Source organism: uncultured Brachyspira sp., assembly GCF_949287625.1.
Lineage (GTDB): Bacteria > Spirochaetota > Brachyspiria > Brachyspirales > Brachyspiraceae > Brachyspira.
The window spans coordinates 1,312-23,111 of sequence record NZ_CASEGO010000022.1; the positions used below are offsets into that span (position 1 = coordinate 1,312).

Consider the following 21,800-nt stretch of genomic DNA (forward strand, 5'->3'; position numbering starts at 1 on the left):
CTGTTCTGTTCTGTTCTGTTCTGGGATATAGCATATTAAATTATATTCTAATATACTTTCTATTTCCAATCCTCTAAATAATATCTTATAACCTAAATTCAAATTTTCTATATACTTTTTTATTCTAAACATTTGACCTAAAGCTGTATGATCATGGTAACAACTTATTAATAATACAGGTTTATACCTTATAATTGTTTTTTCTGCACCTTTTAAAGCTTGTTCTTCATAACCTTCAACATCAAGTTTAATTAATGAAACATGCTCATTATTATTTTTTAGAAAATCATCTAATAACACTGTTTCTATTTCTTCTGATTTTAAATTTTCATTTTTCATTAAAATTGAAGCATCTGAATTTTCACCAACTATATTAATTTTTTCATTTTTATCTGATAATGCATATTTATATAACTTTATTCTATCATCAAGTTTATATCTATTTATAGATTCACTTAATATACTATAACTTTTATTTGTAGGTTCAAAAGAGTATATACTTTTAAAATCATACTGCTCATACAACATAATTGCAGTATCTCCGATATATGCACCTCCATCAATAGCAATACCATCTTTAAAAGTATTTTTTATATATGATGGTACATAAATAAGTCCACAATCATAATAATGTGTATGAATTGTCAAACCTATATCTTTTATATCATATTTATTTTTATAATTATTTATAATTGAATCATATATTTGAAATTTTGTAGAATGTATAATTTTTTGTTCATTAGTAAAAAAAGTAGTACTAGCAGGTACTCTCCAAAATTCAGAACCGTACTTTATTCCAAGTTTTCTTTGCAATTTCCAAGCTTCTAATGCTTCCAAACTATCTTCATCCAAACCTTTTTTGAATTCTTCTATATTTTTTGAAAATTCTTCAGGATTATCTATCATATATTGGGACATATTAACAATAAATCTATGAACATTTTCAATAGTGTATATAAAAGAATTATCTATACCATATTTAATATGATCAAGTTTTTTATCTATGCTAATAAACTCTTCATTATGAATATCCATTTTATCTCCTTAAAAATTAAATGTATAATTATATAATATCATAAATTTAACTTTTTGTATATAATTTATAATTGAAAAAAATAGGTCTACTTGCAATTTTGTAAATATTTGTAAATATATTATGTAGTTATATTATTTATATAATGATTTAAAATAATATTTATAGTTTTAATATTTGGGCTTTACCAACCGTTCAAGTGCTTACATAAAATTACACTCCTTTTTGTAGAACATATAAGCGAAAAAATGGCATATTTATGTCCAGTTTATGCAATATTATCTTACATTTAAAACAAAAAATAGTATATACCTAAACAATTATATTTTGTCAAATTTTAATTATTTATAGATGTAATGATAACTTATAAATAGTATAAAGTATTATTTAGCATTAATAAAATAAAAATATGTATTAAATGTATTGTAATACCTAAATTTAGGCTAAAAATGCAGTCTTTCGCGAAGCGTATCCGAGTTTATCGAGAATATAAGGTTCTTTGTGCCACACCGAAGGCGGACAGCACCACAAAAGAACTGTGGGTATGGCACGACTGTGTGCTTCGCAGGGCTAGTCCCCACAAATACTAAATTTAAAAATTTATTTTTTGATAAATTATAGTCGTTTAGATATATATTTATATACTATATTTTGCTTTTATCAATAAAGCATATTGATATTATATTAATTTTATATATAATCACTTCTAATAAAAATATTTATTTTTTACATGCTGTAATATTATAAGATTATATACAAACATAACAAAATACAAATTATCAAAAATTAAAGATTGGAATATGAAAAACTTTTATTTAGAAAATTACGGCTGCCAAATGAATAAGGCAGATTCAAACAGTTTAATTAATTCACTAATGCAGGAAGGTTTTATACAAACAGAAAATCATGAAAATGCTGATAATATAATAATAAATACATGCAGTGTAAGGGCACATGCTGAAGAGAGAGTATTTTCAAGAGTAAAACTCTTTAATGCAAATAGAAAAAAGAATAAAAAAGACACAAAAATAATTATTATGGGCTGTATGGCTCAAACTTCCAAAGAAAAATTGGAAAGTCTTGGTGCTAATAAAATATTCGATGTATATAATGAAGTAAACATAATAGATTATTTAAAAGATGAAGAGGTTTTTGTAAGGAAGTTTAATGATAACTATATATTTAGTAAATCATATGTAGATGAAGATAAGCCGCATAAAGCATTTATACCTATATCACATGGATGCAATAACTGGTGTACATACTGCATAGTACCTCATACACGCGGTAAAATGGTAAGCAGAAAATCAGATGAGATAATAGAAGAATTAAAAAGACTTATAGATGACGGAGCTAAAGAGATAACTCTTTTAGGGCAGAATGTTAATTCTTATGGGCTAGATATTAATAATGAAATTAATTTTACAGAATTATTATACAAAATCGATAAAGTTATAGATGAAAAAAGCAAAAATAAAGTGTGGATAAGGTTTTTAACTTCTCACCCTAAAGATTTTGATAAAGATTTGGCCGATGCTATATGGAATCTGAACAGTTTATGCAAACATATACATTTACCATTTCAAAGCGGCTCTGACAGAATATTAAAACTTATGAACAGAAAGTACACAAAAGAAGAATATATAAAAAAGGTATCATATTTAAGAGATTATTCAGACGATTTTCCTATTTCTACTGATGTAATAGTAGGTTATGCTAATGAAACAGAAGAAGAATATCAGGAAACTTTAGATTTACTTGAAAAAATAGGATTTGAAGAGGCATATTTATATAAATATTCTGAAAGAGAAGGATCTATAGCATATAAAAAGAAAGTGGAATATGATAAAGCAGCAGGGGCAAGGAGGCTTACAAAATTAGTAAATTATCAAAGAGAATTAGCCCAAAAATTATTATCAAAACAACTTGGTAAAAAAACTTCTGTTATGATAGATGATACAGCAAAAGACAATATGCATTATTTATGCAGGAGTAAAGAAAACAGAATAATACTCATAAAAAAAGAAAAAGAACTTAATATGGGCGATATTTTTGATGCTGAAGTTACAGAAATAAAAAGCCATACATTAATAGGGAGATTTATTTAAATTATAAAGGTAATTTTATGACTTACTTAGAGTACAGCTTTAATGAAAATAATAACAGAGAGAAATCAAGAGAAACATTAGCAAATATGATACTTTCTATGGCTAAAACTCATTACAATAAAAATAATTTAATTATAGAGAGAGAAGAAAATAAAAAGCCTTATTTTAAAAATGAAAATATATATTTTAACGGTACACATACTTCAGATTTATTTGCTGCTGTTATGAGTAAAGACTATAATGTAGGAATAGATGCAGAAAAGATAAAAAAAAGAGATTTTTTTAATATAGCAAAAGAATATTTTTATGAAAGCGAAATAAAATATCTTGAAAACACTCACAAATTAGAAATAGATTTTTTTACTATATGGACAATAAAAGAAGCGTATATAAAAATGCTTGGGAAAACTATATTTGATATAAAAAATGCCCCAGAAGTTGATTTAATTGAAAGAGTTATAAAAAATGCTGATGATATATTTTTTGCTTCTTTTATACTCGACGACTCATATATAATAAGCATATGCCTTAATACTAAAAATGAAGTTAATCTAAGTCTTCAGGATTTTAATTTAAATATGCTATTCGCCTACCCTACTTTGCCGAATATTGATATAAAAATATAAATTTATCAGTATTGACTTTTTTAATTCAAAAATATAAACTTATATTATACTTAGTGGGATTTGTTATGCTTTTTACTTTTTATAATTTTACTAAGGAGTATTTATGATAAATAGAATATTTTTAATAGTAATATTATTTGCTTTATCATTGAGCAATATTTTATTATCTCAGAATATTTCTTTTAAAGTTACTGGAATATCTGGAATAGCTTTTATAGAAAAAACGGATATAAATAAATCATTAAGAGCTTTCAGAGGAAGCGAAGTACATAGCGAATACAGATTAAGAACAATTTCTAATACTCAGGTAGAACTTACTTTAAGCAGAAGAGGCGATAAAATAGGAGAAATTACAGTTCCTCAAAATACTATAATACTTGTCAATCCTCCGCTTACAAAAGATGATAGCACTATTTCATTATCCTTACTAGAAGGATATATAAGTGTAAGTATAATAAAAGATATGGGCACTTCTATTGAAATACATACAGCAAATACATCTTCTATAGTAAAAGGAACAGAATTTGAAGTAGCATTTGCTGAAAACGGCTCAAGCATTGTTATTCTTAAAGACGGAAATGTTGATATTGTTACGGATAATGATGAAACTGTATTAAATCCTAAAGAGGCATATATTAATACAATAGATAATAATTATAAAGTGGTTAATCAAAACTCTGACAGTGATCCTATAGTATTTTTAAATAGAGGCGAAGAGGATTCCAGAGAAGACTTTGTATATACTATAGAAAATCTAATTACAGCTATGGAAAATATACCAAATAACAATAATAATGAGGATAATTTTGTTTCATTTACAAGTATGGAAATGGAAGAAAATGAGAAAAAAATCAAAGAGCTTGAATTAAAGCAGCAGAGAATGACAGCAGCAAATGAAGGGTATTATAATACTATAATCAAACTAATAAATCTAAACTCCGATAAAAAAAATGAAATGATATCATATGCAAGAAAATCATTAAGTATATATATGGCCAATCAAAGGGCTATATCAAAAATGAACAATGCTGTTTATAAAACAAGAGAAAAATTTGACAGAATAAAAAGAAAATTTGATGAAAGAATGAATGCTTCAGCATATAATCAATAATAAAATATATTTTTTATTTCAGAGTATTTCCTTAATTTAGATATATAAAAGTTTCTATCATATTCCGCTAAAAGTATCTTAGCCCTCTTTATAAATTCATTTTCATCATAAACTATCAAATCTATATAAATATTATATATTCCAATAGCTCTGCCAACTACAATACCTATCTCTTCTCCGCTGCAACCCAAAACTTCCTTTTCTAATCTATCCTGTATTTCATATCTTTCATTAAGTATTTCTCTTCTTATTTCATCATTATCATTTTCATCATCATAAGTATAGCTTAAAAATAAAGCCCTAGCACCGCATTTTGATATTTCTACTATGTCATGAACATTTTCAGTATAATAATCATTAATAGTTTCATAATATGATGTAATCCCAGCTATTATATCATATCTAAGCATATCAACATTTTTAGGCTCAAAAGTATATGAAAAATACTGTTTTGTAGGATCTGTTATCAATTCTTTCCTATAAAACTGTAATATCTTTTTTATATACTCTTCAAGTTCTGTAAGGGTAATCATATTATATAATTTGGTGCTGCTTATATCAACGTACCTTATATAAATCCTAGATAATCCCTCACCTATAGAATTTTCCATCATAATAAAAAATATATTATACGCCTCTTCTTTATCTAAATTATTCAATTCACTGTTATAAAATATCAAATCAAATTTATCATTTTCTATGTCAAACTCTATTTTTATAAAAACTTCCTGCATATATATTTTTTTATTCTGAACCTCTATAGAAAAATTAATACCCTCAGAACTAGGAAGACAAGGCAAAAAAGTCCATTTTTCTCTTAATTTATAAGGCATAGAAGATATTATTTTAGGTATGAGATAGAAAAGATAATTTTTCCCGTCTACAGTAAATATAAACTTGTAATTTTTAGTAATATTAAATGATATGTTATCAGATATAATTTTAACTCCGCTTGAAACAAAATTAATTAAATCATCATGCTTATTTTCAAGCATAGTTGAAATATATTCTTCGTTTTCCTCAAACCATTTCCAAAACATCTCTGTCCTTTTTATAAAATTCATACCATTATCATCATCTTCAAAACATAAAGTGTATAATCTTTTAGATGATTCTAGTATTTCTATATTTTTATGTCCGTCCATAAGTTCTATAGTTTTATAAAAATATTGTTTTGCTGTATCTTTTTCATTTTTATAAAAATAAGAATACCCCACTCTGAAATGCCATAAAGGATCATCTATTCCGTCTTCTCTGATATACATAAGATGATCCAATGCCTCATCATAATTTTGAGTATTATTCAAAGCTCTTGCAAGTAATGATATAATTTCATAATCTCTCTCTGCTTCATCTATAGAATATACAAGCTCTATTATTTCATAATGTTCATCATTATTATGCAAAGTTTCTATTTTTTCTAATAATTTTTTATCCATTCCTAATCGCCCTATGAATATATTACAATACTTTTACAAAAAAATCTATTTAATTATAATATATTAATTTATTTTTAAGTTAGTATCAGTTTTTTGTTTTTATGCTTGACAAAATTATATTATTGTAGTATTATATGTTACTCATAGTACTGTACAAAATAAAAATATATATAAATTGGAGATAAGCTATAATGTATGCAATTGTAGAAGTAAAAGGCAAACAATATAAGGTAGAAAAAGGTCAGGATATCTTAGTAGAATATCTAGGCGATGAAGCTAAAGATGCTCCAGAAATAAAAACACTCCTTCTAAAAAAAGATGATGAAAGTGTTTTAGTAGGAACACCTTATGTTGAAGGCGTAAAAGTAAGTTCTAAAATAATAGAAATGATGAAAGGCGATAAAGTAGTTATAGGAAAACATAAAAGAAGAAAAGACTACAGAAGAAAAACAGGTCATAGACATAAATACCATAAAATCACTATTGAAGATATATCTCTTTAATGGCTTCTCTTGTTTATATAGTTTATAATAGTGATTCTATTATGAAATGTATAACAGTTGAAGGTCATGCTGGAATAAAAAAGTCCGGCGAAGGTTATGAGGTTTGTATAGCTTTAAGCGTACTCACTCAGGCCATGTATAAAGCCCTTATACACACTGTTGGAAAAAAATTCTTGAAATACAAAACTGATGACGGGCTTTTAAGTTTGGAGTTAATCAATATTGATAAACTTGATGCTGATAAAAAAAAAGAATATGAATTAGTTAGTAATGGATATTTGATAGGTATAAAATCTTTAATTAAAGAGTATCCTGATTTTATAAAATATAAAGAGGAGTATAAAAATGGCACATAAAAAAGGCGGAGGAAGTTCCAAAAATGGACGTGACAGTCAATCTAAACGCTTAGGTGTTAAAGTTTACGGCGGTCAAAAAGTTATATCAGGCAACATTATAGTTAGACAACGCGGTACTCAGTTCCATGCAGGAAACAATGTTGATATAGGCAGAGATCATACTATATTCGCTACTGCTTCTGGTTATGTTAAGTTCCATACTAACAAATTTGGAAAGAAAACTATTTCAGTTGTTGCTGAATAATTAAAATAATTTTTATATTTGATAAACTTTTATATCTCAGTTAATTCATTTTTAGCTGGGATATTTTTTTATGGTTAATATTTTTTAAAAAATATTTGAATTTTTTATTTAATAATATATTATCTAAGTATAACAAAAAAATTATAGGTGTTTATTATGTCAAATATTACAAATAATACGGAAGAAAACAACGAAAAAATTCAGCTTTTATCATGTGCTTTGGAAGGAGGCTGTTCTGCTAAAATTCCTCCGGACTTGCTTGAAAAAACTCTAGCTCCAATAATGCAGACTAAGGTTGACTCTAACCTTCTTTCTGATGTAGATATAGGTGATGATGCTGGAGTATATAAGATATCTGATGATAATGCTATAATATTTACTGTGGACTATTTTCCGCCTGTTATAGCAGACCCTTACGGATTTGGTCAGATTGCTGCATGCAATGCAATAAGCGATATATATGCTATGGGAGGAGATCCTAAACTAGCATTAAATATCACAATGTTTCCTAAAGATGATTCATTAAACATATTAGCTAGCATATTAAAAGGCGGACAGGATAAGGCTACAGAAGCAGGAGTATTGGTTGTAGGAGGACATACTATAACAGATACAAATGTAAAATACGGAATGGCTGTTGTAGGTTTTGCTAATCCTAATAAAATTACAACAAATGCTGCTGCTAAAGAAGGCGATATAATTATACTTACTAAACCTCTTGGTACTGGAGCTTGTCTTGCGGCTATGAGACAGGGACTTATAAAAGAAGAAAATATAGAAGATGTTTTTAACTCTATGAAAACATTAAACAAAAAAGCATGTGCTGTTATGAATAAATATAATGTAAAATGTGCTACTGATATTACAGGATTTGGACTTATAGGTCATTCCTATAAAATGGCTAAAGCAAGCGATGTTACAATAGAAATACAATCATCTGCTTTGCCTATGTTTAATAAAAGCTATGAAGTACTTGATATGGGCTGTATACCTGGGGCTGCTTTTACTAATATGCGTTATGTAGGAGAAAATATATTAGTAGATGATGATGTTGATTATAATTTAAAAATGCTATCTTTTGACCCTCAGACAGCAGGAGGTTTATTTATATGTGCTGATAAAAATAATGCCGAAAATATTCTTGCTGATCTATGGAGAGAAGGAATTGACTGTGCCTCTATAATAGGTAAAGTTCATAAAAAAGAAAAAGAATATATACATTTAGTAAAATAAATTATTAATAGATAATTTTTTAGTAAAAAGCCTGCAAAGTATATAAAAATACAATGCAGGCTTATTAATTTTATTAAATTATTTAAGGAATGAAACTTACAGTAACATTTTTTATTATATCAATAGCTTTAGCTTCTTCTTTAGAATATTTAGCCTCTGACTTTTTGGTCTCAGCAGTATTTCCTATATCAATATAAGAAGTATAAAGCACATTATTATCCTGATATATTGTAGCTTCCACAACTATTTTGTATGTTCCATTTTTAACCGCCCTACCCTTTGAATCTTTGCAATCCCAAACTATATTAACTTTACCAGTTTTAGGTGTAGATTTTGATACTGCATCAACTATTTTTTTATCTAAATTAACAACATCAGCTTTAATCTGCCAATTATTCAAAGACTGCGGTCTTCTCTTCCAGCCTTCCCTTCTTCCAGTAAAATCTGTGACATATATAGTAGTTATATAATTACCCTTATCATCTTCTGCCCAAACAGCTATTTGATTGCTTGAATACCCAGCTCTTTTAGTATAGTCAAAACTAATATTGACTTTTTTAGAAGAACTTTGAGCATAATTCTCATTTACATAAAAAGATATAAAAATCATAAATATTATAATCATGAGCTTTTTCATAAGATATAACTCCTTTATTTATAAAATTTATTTTTTATCACAGTTATTTTATTACAATATTAATTATTCAGAATATTAATATTTTTCATAGTGTATTTTATTAGGTTCAAATCTCTCAGGCATTTGAGGCTCTCCATCGGCATACCCTACAACAACCATTCCCAAAGGCTTAATATGTTCTGGTAAATTAAATAATTTTATAACCTCATTCATTCTCTCTTCACGCGGAGCAAGCCCAATCCATACAGTACCCAAATCTTTAGCCTTAGCAGCAAGCATCATATTTTCTAAAGCTGCCGAACAGTTCTGCTGCCAATAAAGTTTACCAGACTCATCAGATAAATCTCCGCATACAATTATAGCCATAGGAGCAGTTTCAAGCATTTTAGCATATGGGTGAAAATCCATTATTTTATCAAGTGTTTCTCTGTTTTTTATGACTATAAACTCCCAATTTCTCCTGTTATTAGCTGAAGGAGCATACATAGCAGCCTTAAGCATATATTCTACCTTTTCATCTTCAACTTGTTTTCCTTTGATGTATTTCCTTATGCTTCTTCGGCTAAAAAGAATATCTTCGCTCATTTTTTATCCTCCTAAAATTAATTGTTATAGTATTATAACATTAATAACAAAAAATTGTAAATTAAAGTATAAAAGCCATATAGTCTATTAAAATTATATATACCTAAATAACTATATTTTGTAAAATTTTAGTTATCTATGAATGTAATTACCATCTTATTCATAATATAATATATTTTATTAATAAATAAAATATGTTTTAGATATATAGTAAATTACTTATTTGGTATAATAGGTAATCAGCCGCATACCCTCACCACAGGCGGACTTCGTCGGCACGCTTCGCGAAAGTGCAAATCTAAAAATAATACTAAATAGTACTAATTATGTTTTATATGTAGGATAAATTACTAAATTCAGTGTAAAATGTAGCCTTTCGCTGGAATTCGTCGGCACGCAGAGAGTGCGGGCTGTCCTGCTTCTCACCTGCCTACGGCAACAGCGTCACAAAAGAACTGGGGGGTACCGAAGGCACGCAGAGCGTCGCACGACTGTGTACTTCGTAGGGCTAGTCTCCGCAAATACTAAATTAAAAATTTATTTTTTGACAAATTATATTTGTTTAGGTATATAATCGTTATATAAATAATAAATTAATCTATTGCAAATATTATATTAATTATTTATAATATACTTGTTATAGTAATAAAAATATATTTTATTGTTGGCATACATTTATTTTGAAGTTTATTAATATTTAGTTTATTTAGAGGATATATATGGCAAGAGATGAAGATGATATTATTTTTCAAAAATTAAGGCAGAATGTTCAAAGAAATTTCCCAAGAGAAGACGATAAAAATAACTATAGTATGAATAATTATAAAACTGAAAATTATTCTAATAAGGATAGTTTAATAATTTTAGAAACTCAAAGAAATATAGAAAAAATTACAGATCTATCAAAAAAAATAGATGATGCAGAACTCACTCCAGCTTTAAAAGAAATGATATCCATATTAGAAGAAATGGTAAATTACAGTAAGGCTAATAAAGAAGGAGAAAAAAAACTTGAAAAAATAAATGAATATCATCTTCCTACTGCTGTAAAAATGCTTAATTCATATATAGATTTCTGCAATTTTCCTGTAAAAAATGCTAATATGGAAAAAACAGCTCAGGAAATAGAAAATGTTATAATAAAATTAAATGAAGCATTAAAAAGCATGCTTGTAGAAATGAATCAGAATAAACTTATGGATATAAACAGCGATATAGATGTATTAAAAACTATGCTTGAAAAAGATGGTTTATGATAAACAATAATATAAAATAAAAATACGGAGAAATTTTATGGAAAATAATAATAATCAATTAAACAATACAGAAGAAAATCAATCTAATAATCAAAACGGCATGACACCTGATAATCAGCAGAACACAATGTCTAATAACATACAAAACGCATACAATCAGCAAAGCATGACGGTTAATAATATGCAAACCCCAATGACTAATAACATGCCTATGCAAGATGCAATGCCAAACAATATGCAAAACTTTCAGAATAATACTCAGCCTGTTATGAATTATCAGCCTCAGAATGCTGCAGCAGAAGTATTGAATCATATGAATAATCAGTTTTCTAATGAAGACTTGCAAAAAATAAATGAATTATCAAACAGCATAAATCTAAAAGATTCTGTATCAATAATGTCTTATGGTTCGGCTGCTCAAAACAAAATGATTCAGTTTTCTGAAAATACTTTAAGCAATGTTATGAATAAGGATTTAGGCGAAGTTGGAGAGGCTATTACAGACGTTATAACAGAACTTAAAGGTTTTGATATAGAAAGTGAAACTAAAGGAAAAGGATTATTTGGATTTTTTAAAAAAGCTGGAAATAATTTAAGTAAATTAAAAACTAAATATACAAATGTTGAAACTAATATTGACAATATAGTAAAAACATTGGAAGCACATCAAAGAAACTTACTTAAAGATATTAGTATTTTGGATCAGATGTATAATTATAATTTGGAATACTTAAAAGAATTGGAAATATATATAGAAGCAGGAAAACAAAAACTCAATCAATTAATGACTAATGAAATACCAGCATTAGAAGCAAAAGCTATGACAAGTAATTCACCTCAAGATGTTCAAATGGCAAGAGATATTAAAGATTTAGCAAACAGATTTGAAAAAAGAATACATGACCTAGAACTTACTAGAACAATATCTGTACAAACTATACCTCAAATACGTTTGGTACAGAATAATAATGTTATAATGACAGAAAAAATACAGTCTACTATATCAAACACTATACCTCTTTGGAAAAATCAAATGGTTTTAGCTATAGGACTTCATCATTCTAATGAGGCAGCAAAAGCACAGAGAGCCGTTACTGACACTACAAATGAACTATTAAGAAAAAATGCTGAAATGCTAAAAACTTCTACTATAGAAACAGCAAAAGAATCAGAAAGAGGAATAGTTGATATTGAAACATTAAAATATACAAATGAACAGCTAATATCCACTTTAGACGAGGTAATGAAAATACAGACAGAAGGCAGAGAAAAAAGAAGAGCTGCTGAGGCAGAATTAAGAAATATAGAAAATGAACTTAAAGCAAAAATATTAAATATATCAAAAAAATAATATAAAATTAAATACAATAAAAATGCTCATCTGTATATAAAAAATATAGATGAGCATTTTTTTATAAAATACTAAAAATTAATCAAACAAATAAGCCAAATAATGCTCCTTATTTACATACTCTTTTATATTCTTATAATCAATAAATATTTTTCCATAGCCTTTTTCTTTCATTATTATAATAAATGAATCAGTTATGCCAAAAATTAAACTATCTATATTTGAATAAAAATCTTTATTGGCATTATATCTTTTTAATAATGCTTCAGGATCATTTACAAAGTCTTTAAGATAATGGCTAATCAATTTTTGACTGCCTAACTCAAATGTCATAAACATATTGTCTATTTCAGCAAGCTGCAAATCTTCTAGCTTTGAAACTCTTTTATATAAAGATATTGTTTTATCATCAAAGTATAATATATTAAAACTTTTAAACTCTTTAAGTTCATTATAATAATCAGCATAATTATCAATATAATTTAATATACTCTCATCCATTAATGACTTCCAATGTCTTTTTTTAGATTCTTTTACATACGATTCTACTATATCCTTATTTTCATTTATTTTATCTTTTAAAAACTCATCTGAAAACTCTCTAACTCCATTAATAGAAGAATTTATTTTTTCTTTTCCATTTATAAAAATATAATCAAAATTAAATACATTACCTGAGAATATTCTCTCAGAACTGAATAAAATACTTTTATCATTATACAAACCAAATATGTCTGCATTATGCAGCCTTATTATTTCTGCTTCATCTTCCCTTATAATCTCAAAAGTTCCTTCTATTTTTACAGGCTCTTTTAAAGTTTTTTTAACATTATCAGCAACATAGTCAGTAATACTGTCATAAGGCTTAAACTCAATAACATACTCAATTTGTGATTTTGATATATCCTCTAATTTTGTCTTGAATTTTTATTCAGCAAAAGTTTCAGGCTCATATCCATAAGATCTACTGCCATCTGATGAGTATTTATTAATTAAAACTGTATTATCTTTATCATAATAATTTTTAACTGCTATTCTCTCAGATGAAAAATAAACATCATTTATAATAAAACCATTATCATTATTTATATATACTCTTCCTATATATGGAAACACATTATCTCTTGGTAAGTATAAATCATTATAATTATCATTTTTCTTGTGTTCATAGACATAAATATATATATTGTTAACTTTATCTTTAAGCATAAAAAAATTATTTTTATAAAATCTTACAGGTTTTTTTTTAGCCTTATTTTTCGGTATATTAATAATTATTATGACAGCAGCTACTAAAATCGCTACTGCTAACAAAATTATTATATCTTTATCCATAAATGATTTAATTATTAAATTTTTCACTGTTATTAATATTCTCCTTAATTATTATGTTCGCCTCAGCTTAGTATAAGCTGCCAACTAAAGTTGTCAGCTGCTTCGGCTCACTTATTGATTGTTATGTTCGCCTTTTATTATTTCTAATAAAAATTATTGGCTTATAGGCTCTTCCATTCTTACGAATGTCAGACGCCAATAATTTTTATATTTAGCTTTCTAATATTTCATTATGTTTACATTTTATTGTTGCTAGCAATAAACTCACTAGCTGGCTTCGGCTCGCTTATTAATTGTTATACTCTTAGAACCTATGGTATAGTAGCCTAAAAATCCCTCAATACTGATTTTAAATATTGATGCTTATTATTACTGCTAGTAATAAACTACATTAATCATATACTAATCTTTAGGTTATAAGCATAATTGGTATTTACTTGATATTTTAGAATAAGCTATTACTAATATTCATTAATAAAAAGACTTAAAATAATAAAGCGAAGAAAAATTAAAAATACCGCATTTCATAATAACCTCCTACAGTATTATAAAAAAAATTTTTAGTTTGTCAACAGCGAGCTCTCCCTCATCTTCGTTCGGTACGCACGGTATTATCTACCATTATCAAATGTCAACGATACGTGCGGTTGATTACCTATTATCATACCAAATAAGCAATTTACTATACATCTAAAACATATTTTATTTATTAATAAAATATATTATATTATGAATAAAATGGTAATTACATTCATAGATAATTAAAATTTTACAAAATATAGTTGTTTAGGTATATACTGGAACAATTTTATTTTGTCAATTGGTGCACATTATATAAAATTATAAACTTTTTTTGCCGCACAAAAAAGTTGCAAAAAATGTAATTGATAGAACTTTATATTTTAAAAATATGTATTAAATGTATGGTAATACCCGAAATTTAGGCCAAAAATGCAGTTCTTTTGGTTCTTTTATACCACGCCACAGGCGGACAGCGTCACAAAAGAACTGGGGTGTGGGGCAAAGCCCCGCAAATATCAAAATTTAAAAAATTAATTTTTTGACAAATTGTAATTGTTTAGGTATATACTAAAAATTTTTAAGTTTGTCAATTTTTTTGTCGTTCTTTTTCCCGCCACACGCCATACTTAACAGTACTTCCTTCGGTCGCAGGCTGACTTCGTCAAAGAACCTTATATCCTCGGCAAGCTCGGATACGCTTCGCGAAAGTGCAAGTAAAAAAATAATACTAAATAGTACTAATTATATTTTATATGTAGAATAAATTATTAAATTTAGACTGAAATATAGCCTTTTTGCTTCTTTGTGGCACACCGAAGGCGGACAGCGTCACAAAAGAACTGGGGTGCCGACACAAAATGCGGACTTCGTCGGCACACAGAGCGTGGCACGACTGTGAAGCCCCGCAAATATCAAAATTTAAAAAAATAATTTTTGACAAATTATATTTGTTTAGGTATATACTATTATCAATTTTATTTATATTCAAAATTAAACCGCTAAACAAATAATTATAATTAAATAAAAAATCTATTTACATAATCTATTACAAATATAGCAAGTACTATAAAAGGAAGTATATAAGACACATAAAATCTAGCCCATTTGGGAAATTTAATTCCTTTTCCAGTATCAGCCTCTTTTATAAAATTATCCCAGCCCCAGCCGAAATTTCTAGTACAGAATATAAGTATTATTATACCGCCTAAAGGAAAGAAATTATTGCTCACCAAAAAATCAAGCCCGTCAGCTATAGTACTTCCCTCGCCAAGAGGTTTAATAAATGAAAGCACATTAAATCCCAAAGCAGTAGGAAGACTTAATATAAATATACTTACAGCTACAATGATAGTAGTTTTTTTACGTGGCATTTTAGTTTCAGACATAGTAAAAGCTATTATATTTTCAAATACAGCTATAATTGTTGTTAAAGCTGCCATAGCTAAAAATAAGAAAAATAAAGCCCCCCAAAGTCTTCCCAAAACCATAGAATTAAATATATTAGGCAAAGTAACAAATGCCAAACCAGCACCTTCTCCCGGATTAATACCGAAAGCAAATGTAGTAGGAAATATTACAAGCCCAGAAAGAAAAGCTATTAAAGTATCAAGCCCTACAACCATAATAGATTCGCCTGTAAGAGAATAGTCTTTTTCTATATAGCTTCCAAATATAGTCATAGCCCCTATTCCTAAGCTCAAAGTAAAAAATGACTGCCCTATTGCCGCATAAGCTACAGAGAAAAATCCTTTTATTCCTCCGCTGAACATCTTATTAAAATCTGGTAAGAGATAGAATTTTAATCCCTCTTTAGCATTAGGTAAAGTAATAGCCCTTATTATAAGCACAAAAAGAACAAGCAAAAGTAAAGTCATCATTACCTTTGTAACTTTTTCCACTCCATTTTCAAGCCCCATCATACAAACAATAGTTGCTATTACTATAGATATAGTCATCCATAGTATCAATGCAGAAGGAGAAGCAAGCACAGTATTAAAAAACTCCCCAACCTGCTGAGGATTAAGTCCTTGAAGTTTTCCAGCCGCCATAAAATAGCAGTATGATAAACACCAGCCTGCTATAGTAGTATAAAACATCATAAGAAGCACACAGCCGAATAACTGTATATATCCTACAATATGCCATTTATATCCTTTTTTTTGTAAAGCTCTGTAAGAACCAGCTAAATCTCTTTTGCCAGCCCTTCCCACAGAAAACTCCATAACAAGTATAGGCAGCCCCAATATAACAAGCGATATGAGATAAAATACAACAAATAAAGCCCCGCCGTACTTGCCTGTAATATAAGGAAATCTCCACACATTACCAAGTCCTATAGCACAGCCTGCTGAAACTAATAAAAAACCTAATCTGCTTGAAAGTTTTTCTCTGTCATTATGCATAAATTATACCTAAAATTTTTTTATTTTTTATATTGATTAATTATATAATAAAATTAAAGATTTGACATTATTAATTTATTTATATAGTTAGTATATATGTTCATATCATTAGTATTTTCTATCAAAATAAACTCAACTCTTCTATTTTTTTTAATATCTTTATATTCATTCAGTAAATCTTGAAGCCCATAATTTGTCAATTTGCTTGTATTTCCATTAGTTATAGATAAAAACACATTATATGAACGCTGATATGATAAATCGTCAAGATTTCTTCTATTATAGAGAAATAGAATATCTTTTTTATCATAACCATTTGTAATTCTTTTTATTTCATCACTGCTGGAATGTCCTTCAATAATGATATCCATAATATTTGTACTAGCAGTTACATCGCCTACATATTTCAATGTTTTTAAATATTTTTTTAAATCAAGACTGCTGCTGTTAAAATCAAATAATATATTTGTTGGAACTATTAATACCTTACCCCTTTCTGTAAGTTTATATTTATATTTGATTTCTTTAGGCTTTCTGTATGTTGAAATAACTATAGCTCCATAAGCATTGACAGCTATTAAAAATGCTATAATTATTATATTTATTTTTTTAAGCATTTATATTGTTTCCTCTTTTTCTATTAATTATACAATAGATAAAAAAAATTTAAATATCTTTTTAATACTCGGTCAATATATATTGAAATTTTAATTTAACTATATTAATATAATAAATATTTTTATGCTGGTAAAAGACTAAATAACAAAAAAAATTTACATAAATATTCACAATCAAATTGACAATAAGAAAAATACTAATATACTTAATAATAGTAGTAAGTTTAAATTTATATAAATATTTTATTTTAGAGGAGAGTTTATTATGGCATCAAAAAAGTTGGTTTACTTCTTTGGCAATGGTAAATCCGAAGGGGCTAAAGAAACTAAAGCACTCCTAGGCGGTAAAGGTTTAGGACTTGCACAGATGACAGAAAGTAAAGTACCAGTACCTGCAGGCTTTACTATCACTACAGAAGTATGTGATTATTATTCAAAAAATAAGTCATATCCTAAAGGCTTAGAGAAACTAGTTGATGAAAACATTAAAAAACTAGAAAAAGCCATGAATATGCAGTTTGGAAACGCTGATAAGCCGCTTTTAGTATCTGTACGTTCAGGTGCTGCTATTTCAATGCCGGGTATGATGGATACTATACTTAATTTAGGTATTAATGAAAAAGTAGTAGAAGGTATAGTTAAGAAAACTAATAATCCTAGATTTGCTTGGGACGCTTACAGAAGATTTATACAAATGTTCGGCGATGTTGCTATGGGCGTTGACCATGATAAATTTGAGGAAATTTTAGATGAAGTAAAAAAATCTATAGCATCTAAAGTAGGAAAAACAGAAAAAGATGTAAAAGATACTGACCTAGATGTTGAAGATTTAAAAGTAGTTGTTGAAAAATACAAGGCTATGTATAAAGAAGAAAAAGGCGAAGAGTTCCCAGCTGATCCTAAAGTACAGTTATGGCATGCTATTAATGCGGTATTTAGGAGCTGGAACAACCCTAGAGCTGAAGCATACAGAAAATTAAATGACATAAGAGGTCTTTTAGGTACTGCTGTTAATGTTCAGGCTATGGTATTCGGAAACATGGGAGACACTTCTGCTACTGGTGTATGTTTCTCACGCAACCCTGCTACTGGTGAAAACAAATTCTACGGAGAGTTTTTAATTAATGCACAAGGTGAAGACGTTGTTGCAGGTATCAGAACTCCTCAGGAAATTACATTAGAAGGCAGCTTGGAATGGGCTAAAAATAACGGCATAAGTGAAGAAGACAGAAAAAATAAATATCCTTCTCTTGAAGAAGTTATGCCTAATGTATATAAACAATTAGTAAGCTATAAAAATCAATTAGAAAAATACTACAGCGATATGCAGGATATGGAATTTACTATTCAGGAAGGCAAACTTTATATGCTTCAAACACGTAATGGTAAAAGAACTGCTGCTGCTGCTGTAAGAATTGCTGTTGAACTTGCTGAAGCTAAAATAATATCTAAAGAAGAAGCTATAATGAGAGTTAATCCTTCAGATTTGGATCAATTACTTCACCCTATGTTTGACCCTGCAGCTAAAAAATCAGCTAAAGTTATAGCTAAAGGATTAAATGCTTCTCCTGGTGCTGCTGTTGGTAAAGTAGTATTTGCTGCTGACAGAGCTGAAGCTATGAAAGAAGCTGGAGAGCAGACTGTACTTGTACGTATAGAAACTAGCCCTGAAGATATTAAAGGAATGAATGCCGCAGAAGGTATATTAACAGCAAGAGGCGGTTCTACTTCACATGCTGCTGTTGTTGCACGCGGTATGGGTAAATGCTGTGTTGCAGGCTGCAGTGCTTTAGAAATTGATTATGATGCAAAATCTATGAAAGTAGGCGATGAAACTGTAAAAGAAGGCGACTATATATCTATAGACGGTTCTACTGGCGAAGTTATGCTAGGAAAAGTTGCTACTAAAGAAGCTGAAATGTCTGAAGACTTCAAAAAACTTATGGAATGGGCTGATGCTGCTAGAAAACTAGAAGTACATACTAATGCTGACACTCCTCATGATGCTCAGATTGCTAGAAGTTTCGGTGCTGAAGGTATAGGATTATGCCGTACTGAACATATGTTCTTTAATGCTGACAGAATTAAAAGTGTAAGACAGCTTATACTTGTTGCTGAAGAAGTAAAACAATTAAAAGAAAAATTGGAAGCTGCTGAAAAAATAGGAGACAAAAAAGCTATAGAAGAGCTTGAACCTATATATAAAGAACCTAGAAAACTTTATGATGATGCTTTAGAGAGCATTCTTCCTATGCAAAGAGAAGACTTTATTGGAATATTCACTGCTATGAGCGGATATCCAGTAACTGTAAGACTTTTAGATCCGCCTTTGCATGAATTCATTCCTCATGAAGATTCTCAGTTACAAGAGCTTTCTAGTGAAATGAATGTTCCTTTTGAAAAACTTAAAGCTATAAGAGATTCTTTACATGAATTCAACCCTATGCTTGGACACAGGGGCTGCCGTCTTGGCATCACTTATCCGGAAATATATGATATGCAGGCTAGAGCTATTATTGAAGCTGCTGTTAAAGTTAAGAAAAATGGTGTTGATGTTCACCCTGAAATAATGATTCCTCTTGTTGGTACTTTGAAAGAGCTAAAAATGATAAAAGACAGAATTATCAAAATAGCTGATGAAGTATTTGAAAAAGAAGGTTCTAAAGTTACATACAAAGTAGGTACTATGATAGAAGTTCCTAGAGCTGCTTTAGTTGCTGACAAAATTGCTACTGAAGCTGAATTCTTCTCATTCGGTACTAATGACTTAACTCAAATGGGCGGCGGTTTCTCAAGAGATGATGCCGGTAAATTCTTAAAAGATTACGTTAATAAAGAAATATACGAAAGAGATCCTTTCCAATCATTAGACCAAGAAGGTATCGGAGAGCTTTTAAGAATAGGTGTTGCTAAAGGAAGAGCTGCCAACAAAAAACTTGTTATTGGTATCTGCGGTGAGCATGGCGGAGATCCTGCTACTGTTATGTTCTGTAATGATATAGGACTAGATTATGTAAGCTGTTCTCCTTACAGAGTACCTATAGCAAGACTTGCTGCTGCTCAAGGAGCTATAAAATCTAAACCAGCTAAAAAATCTGCTGCTAAGAAAGCTCCTGCTAAAAAAGATCCAGCAAAAGCATCAGCTAGTGCTAAAAAAACAGCTGCTAAAGTAGAAGTTAAAAAATCTGCATCTAAAAAAGCTGCTGTTGCTAAAAAAACACCTTCTAAATCCTCTGGAAAGAAGAAATAATAATAAAATATTTATATAAATAATAAAGAGGGGCTTGCAGTAATCTGTAAGCCCTGATTTTTTTATAACATTTCTTAAAATTAACTTATATAATCATCTCTTACTTCAATAACCATAGTAATAGTTGAAAATATTATCAAAATAGAGCCTATAACTATATTAAAAGTCAAATCTTCATTATATATAAAAATAGAAGCTACAACTGTAGTAGTAGGTTCAAACATATTGAGTATTGATGCTAGAGAAGAGCCTAATTTTTTAACTCCGTAAAGTAAAAGCCCTAAAGAAAATATAGTGCATAAAAGCGATACAGCAATAAAGTTATAAAAAACATTAATATTATTCAAAACCTGCAAAGAATTTGTAAATATTCCAGCTATAAAGAAAGTTGCAGAAACAATCAAAGACATATAAAAAAGAGAAACAATAGTATCTATACTAGAAAAGCTGCATTTTTTATTTGCTACTATATAACTTCCGTATGTAACCGTTGTAACAAGTGCATATATTACACCCAAAAATGATTCTACCTTTACAACTTTTGTGAGAAGGAATATTCCAGAAACAGCACATAGCATTGAAAGTATTTTTAATATATTTATCTTCTCTTTAAACAAAAATATCATTATAAACAAAACTATCACAGGATATCCGAAATGTATCATATTGCTTAATCCTGCTGATATATAAAGCAATGATTGAGACAAAAAGAAAAAAGTAAGTCCAAGACCTGTAATACTGAATATTAATAATTCTATAAACTGCCTTTTTGTTATCTTAAAACTTTTTCTCGTAACAAGTATAATTATAAATAAAAAAACCGCCGTAAAAAAATATCTATAAAAAACTATAGAAAGCGATGAATAATCATATGCTATAATATTTTTTACAAAAATCGGCAAAAATCCGTAAGCAATAGAGCCTATTATAACTAATAAAACATTTAACATTGAAATCCTCTATAAATTAAAAAATTTAGAATAAAATATTTGAATATGGTTTAATATTTATGAAATAAAAGAAATTATTAATGCATATATTAACCCTAAAATTAATGATGATTAGTAATAATATATAATATTTTTAATAAATCAATAGAAAATATAAAATTATGCATTTTACTTATTAATTATTTGCCTTTAAAAATCAATATTTTCTACTTTATTATATTTACATTTTATGTTATTATCTA

The 21,800-nt window shown here is 28.2% G+C and carries 17 protein-coding genes and 1 pseudogene; 10 read left to right on the forward strand and 8 right to left on the reverse strand.

Features of this window, described 5'->3' with window-relative positions; genetic code table 11:
- The coding region (locus tag Q1X91_RS05495; protein WP_300754186.1) for an FkbM family methyltransferase at window positions 1-1,035 on the reverse strand (1,035 nt) is incomplete at its 3' end.
- 798 nt (window positions 1,036-1,833) lie between these two features.
- On the opposite strand from Q1X91_RS05495, the gene miaB reads away from it, so the two are divergent.
- The 3 genes from miaB to Q1X91_RS05510 all read left to right on the forward strand — a co-directional run bounded on the left by miaB (window position 1,834) and on the right by Q1X91_RS05510 (window position 4,878).
- Complete coding sequence (gene miaB / locus Q1X91_RS05500) at window positions 1,834-3,141, forward strand: tRNA (N6-isopentenyl adenosine(37)-C2)-methylthiotransferase MiaB (protein WP_300754189.1); 1,308 nt, start codon at window positions 1,834-1,836, stop codon at window positions 3,139-3,141.
- Between the two features lie 17 nt (window positions 3,142-3,158).
- Window positions 3,159-3,767 carry a 4'-phosphopantetheinyl transferase superfamily protein gene (locus Q1X91_RS05505; protein WP_300754192.1) on the forward strand — a complete coding sequence of 203 codons (609 nt, stop codon included), beginning with the start codon at window positions 3,159-3,161 and terminating at the stop codon, window positions 3,765-3,767.
- A gap of 103 nt (window positions 3,768-3,870) precedes the next feature.
- Window positions 3,871-4,878, forward strand: a complete 1,008-nt coding sequence (locus Q1X91_RS05510; RefSeq protein ID WP_300754195.1) for a FecR domain-containing protein — start codon at window positions 3,871-3,873, stop codon at window positions 4,876-4,878.
- On the opposite strand, the gene Q1X91_RS05515 is transcribed toward Q1X91_RS05510, so the two are convergent.
- Complete coding sequence (locus tag Q1X91_RS05515) at window positions 4,872-6,317, reverse strand: hypothetical protein (RefSeq protein WP_300754198.1); 1,446 nt, start codon at window positions 6,315-6,317, stop codon at window positions 4,872-4,874. The two genes, Q1X91_RS05510 and Q1X91_RS05515, sit on opposite strands and share 7 nt — an antisense overlap.
- 191 nt (window positions 6,318-6,508) lie before the next feature.
- Here Q1X91_RS05515 and rplU point away from each other — a divergent pair, with 191 nt between their 5' ends.
- The 4 genes from rplU to selD all read left to right on the forward strand — a co-directional run bounded on the left by rplU (window position 6,509) and on the right by selD (window position 8,653).
- The gene (gene rplU / locus Q1X91_RS05520) at window positions 6,509-6,820 is read left to right on the forward strand and encodes a 50S ribosomal protein L21 (RefSeq protein ID WP_013113364.1); all 312 of its coding nucleotides are present in this window, start codon (window positions 6,509-6,511) and stop codon (window positions 6,818-6,820) included.
- Window positions 6,820-7,176, forward strand: coding sequence for a ribosomal-processing cysteine protease Prp (locus tag Q1X91_RS05525; protein WP_300754204.1), 357 nt, complete (start codon window positions 6,820-6,822; stop codon window positions 7,174-7,176). Before rplU ends, Q1X91_RS05525 begins: the two co-directional genes overlap by 1 nt.
- Window positions 7,166-7,420 (forward strand): 50S ribosomal protein L27, encoded by a 255-nt coding sequence (gene rpmA / locus Q1X91_RS05530; RefSeq protein WP_013113366.1) that lies wholly within the window; start codon window positions 7,166-7,168, stop codon window positions 7,418-7,420. The genes Q1X91_RS05525 and rpmA overlap by 11 nt, the downstream gene beginning before the upstream one ends.
- Window positions 7,421-7,576: 156 nt before the next feature.
- Window positions 7,577-8,653, forward strand: a complete 1,077-nt coding sequence (gene selD, locus Q1X91_RS05535) for a selenide, water dikinase SelD (protein ID WP_300754207.1) — start codon at window positions 7,577-7,579, stop codon at window positions 8,651-8,653.
- Window positions 8,654-8,735: 82 nt separating this feature from the next.
- Here the strand turns inward: selD and Q1X91_RS05540 are convergent, their stop codons facing one another.
- Complete coding sequence (locus Q1X91_RS05540; protein WP_300754210.1) at window positions 8,736-9,290, reverse strand: DUF2271 domain-containing protein; 555 nt, start codon at window positions 9,288-9,290, stop codon at window positions 8,736-8,738.
- A gap of 75 nt (window positions 9,291-9,365) precedes the next feature.
- Window positions 9,366-9,875, reverse strand: coding sequence for a nitroreductase family protein (locus Q1X91_RS05545; RefSeq protein WP_300754213.1), 510 nt, complete (start codon window positions 9,873-9,875; stop codon window positions 9,366-9,368).
- Window positions 9,876-10,594: 719 nt separating this feature from the next.
- Here Q1X91_RS05545 and Q1X91_RS05550 point away from each other — a divergent pair.
- Window positions 10,595-11,131, forward strand: a complete 537-nt coding sequence (locus Q1X91_RS05550; protein WP_300754215.1) for a 5-bromo-4-chloroindolyl phosphate hydrolysis family protein — start codon at window positions 10,595-10,597, stop codon at window positions 11,129-11,131.
- A 37-nt stretch (window positions 11,132-11,168) separates the two neighbouring features.
- A complete protein-coding gene (locus tag Q1X91_RS05555) occupies window positions 11,169-12,482 on the forward strand; it encodes a toxic anion resistance protein (protein WP_300754218.1) in 1,314 nt (437 codons plus the stop codon).
- Window positions 12,483-12,560: 78 nt separating this feature from the next.
- Here Q1X91_RS05555 and Q1X91_RS05560 read toward each other — a convergent pair.
- From Q1X91_RS05560 to Q1X91_RS05570, 3 genes and pseudogenes are all read right to left on the reverse strand, one after another.
- Window positions 12,561-13,844, reverse strand: a pseudogene (locus Q1X91_RS05560) (hypothetical protein).
- Window positions 13,845-15,355: 1,511 nt separating this feature from the next.
- Window positions 15,356-16,741 (reverse strand): sodium-dependent transporter, encoded by a 1,386-nt coding sequence (locus Q1X91_RS05565; RefSeq protein ID WP_300754221.1) that lies wholly within the window; start codon window positions 16,739-16,741, stop codon window positions 15,356-15,358.
- Between the two features lie 53 nt (window positions 16,742-16,794).
- A complete protein-coding gene (locus tag Q1X91_RS05570) occupies window positions 16,795-17,358 on the reverse strand; it encodes a hypothetical protein (RefSeq protein ID WP_300754224.1) in 564 nt (187 codons plus the stop codon).
- Between the two features lie 265 nt (window positions 17,359-17,623).
- Here Q1X91_RS05570 and ppdK point away from each other — a divergent pair, with 265 nt between their 5' ends.
- Entirely contained in the window at window positions 17,624-20,608 is a 2,985-nt protein-coding gene (gene ppdK, locus Q1X91_RS05575; RefSeq protein ID WP_300754227.1) for a pyruvate, phosphate dikinase, read from the forward strand.
- A gap of 80 nt (window positions 20,609-20,688) precedes the next feature.
- Here ppdK and Q1X91_RS05580 read toward each other — a convergent pair whose 3' ends face one another.
- Entirely contained in the window at window positions 20,689-21,558 is an 870-nt protein-coding gene (locus Q1X91_RS05580) for a DMT family transporter (RefSeq protein ID WP_300754229.1), read from the reverse strand.
- Between the last annotated feature and the right edge of the window lie 242 nt (window positions 21,559-21,800).

What these genes read in the sequence shown, in the direction of transcription:
- miaB (WP_300754189.1), top strand. Translation starts at nt 1,834, where the DNA reads ATGAAAAACTTTTATTTAGAAAATTACGGCTGCCAAATGAATAAGGCA.
- Q1X91_RS05505 (WP_300754192.1), top strand. Translation starts at nt 3,159, where the DNA reads ATGACTTACTTAGAGTACAGCTTTAATGAAAATAATAACAGAGAGAAA.
- Q1X91_RS05510 (WP_300754195.1), top strand. Translation starts at nt 3,871, where the DNA reads ATGATAAATAGAATATTTTTAATAGTAATATTATTTGCTTTATCATTG.
- Q1X91_RS05515 (WP_300754198.1), bottom strand. Translation starts at nt 6,317, where the DNA reads ATGGATAAAAAATTATTAGAAAAAATAGAAACTTTGCATAATAATGAT.
- rplU (WP_013113364.1), top strand. Translation starts at nt 6,509, where the DNA reads ATGTATGCAATTGTAGAAGTAAAAGGCAAACAATATAAGGTAGAAAAA.
- Q1X91_RS05525 (WP_300754204.1), top strand. Translation starts at nt 6,820, where the DNA reads ATGGCTTCTCTTGTTTATATAGTTTATAATAGTGATTCTATTATGAAA.
- rpmA (WP_013113366.1), top strand. Translation starts at nt 7,166, where the DNA reads ATGGCACATAAAAAAGGCGGAGGAAGTTCCAAAAATGGACGTGACAGT.
- selD (WP_300754207.1), top strand. Translation starts at nt 7,577, where the DNA reads ATGTCAAATATTACAAATAATACGGAAGAAAACAACGAAAAAATTCAG.
- Q1X91_RS05540 (WP_300754210.1), bottom strand. Translation starts at nt 9,290, where the DNA reads ATGAAAAAGCTCATGATTATAATATTTATGATTTTTATATCTTTTTAT.
- Q1X91_RS05545 (WP_300754213.1), bottom strand. Translation starts at nt 9,875, where the DNA reads ATGAGCGAAGATATTCTTTTTAGCCGAAGAAGCATAAGGAAATACATC.
- Q1X91_RS05550 (WP_300754215.1), top strand. Translation starts at nt 10,595, where the DNA reads ATGGCAAGAGATGAAGATGATATTATTTTTCAAAAATTAAGGCAGAAT.
- Q1X91_RS05555 (WP_300754218.1), top strand. Translation starts at nt 11,169, where the DNA reads ATGGAAAATAATAATAATCAATTAAACAATACAGAAGAAAATCAATCT.
- Q1X91_RS05565 (WP_300754221.1), bottom strand. Translation starts at nt 16,741, where the DNA reads ATGCATAATGACAGAGAAAAACTTTCAAGCAGATTAGGTTTTTTATTA.
- Q1X91_RS05570 (WP_300754224.1), bottom strand. Translation starts at nt 17,358, where the DNA reads ATGCTTAAAAAAATAAATATAATAATTATAGCATTTTTAATAGCTGTC.
- ppdK (WP_300754227.1), top strand. Translation starts at nt 17,624, where the DNA reads ATGGCATCAAAAAAGTTGGTTTACTTCTTTGGCAATGGTAAATCCGAA.
- Q1X91_RS05580 (WP_300754229.1), bottom strand. Translation starts at nt 21,558, where the DNA reads ATGTTAAATGTTTTATTAGTTATAATAGGCTCTATTGCTTACGGATTT.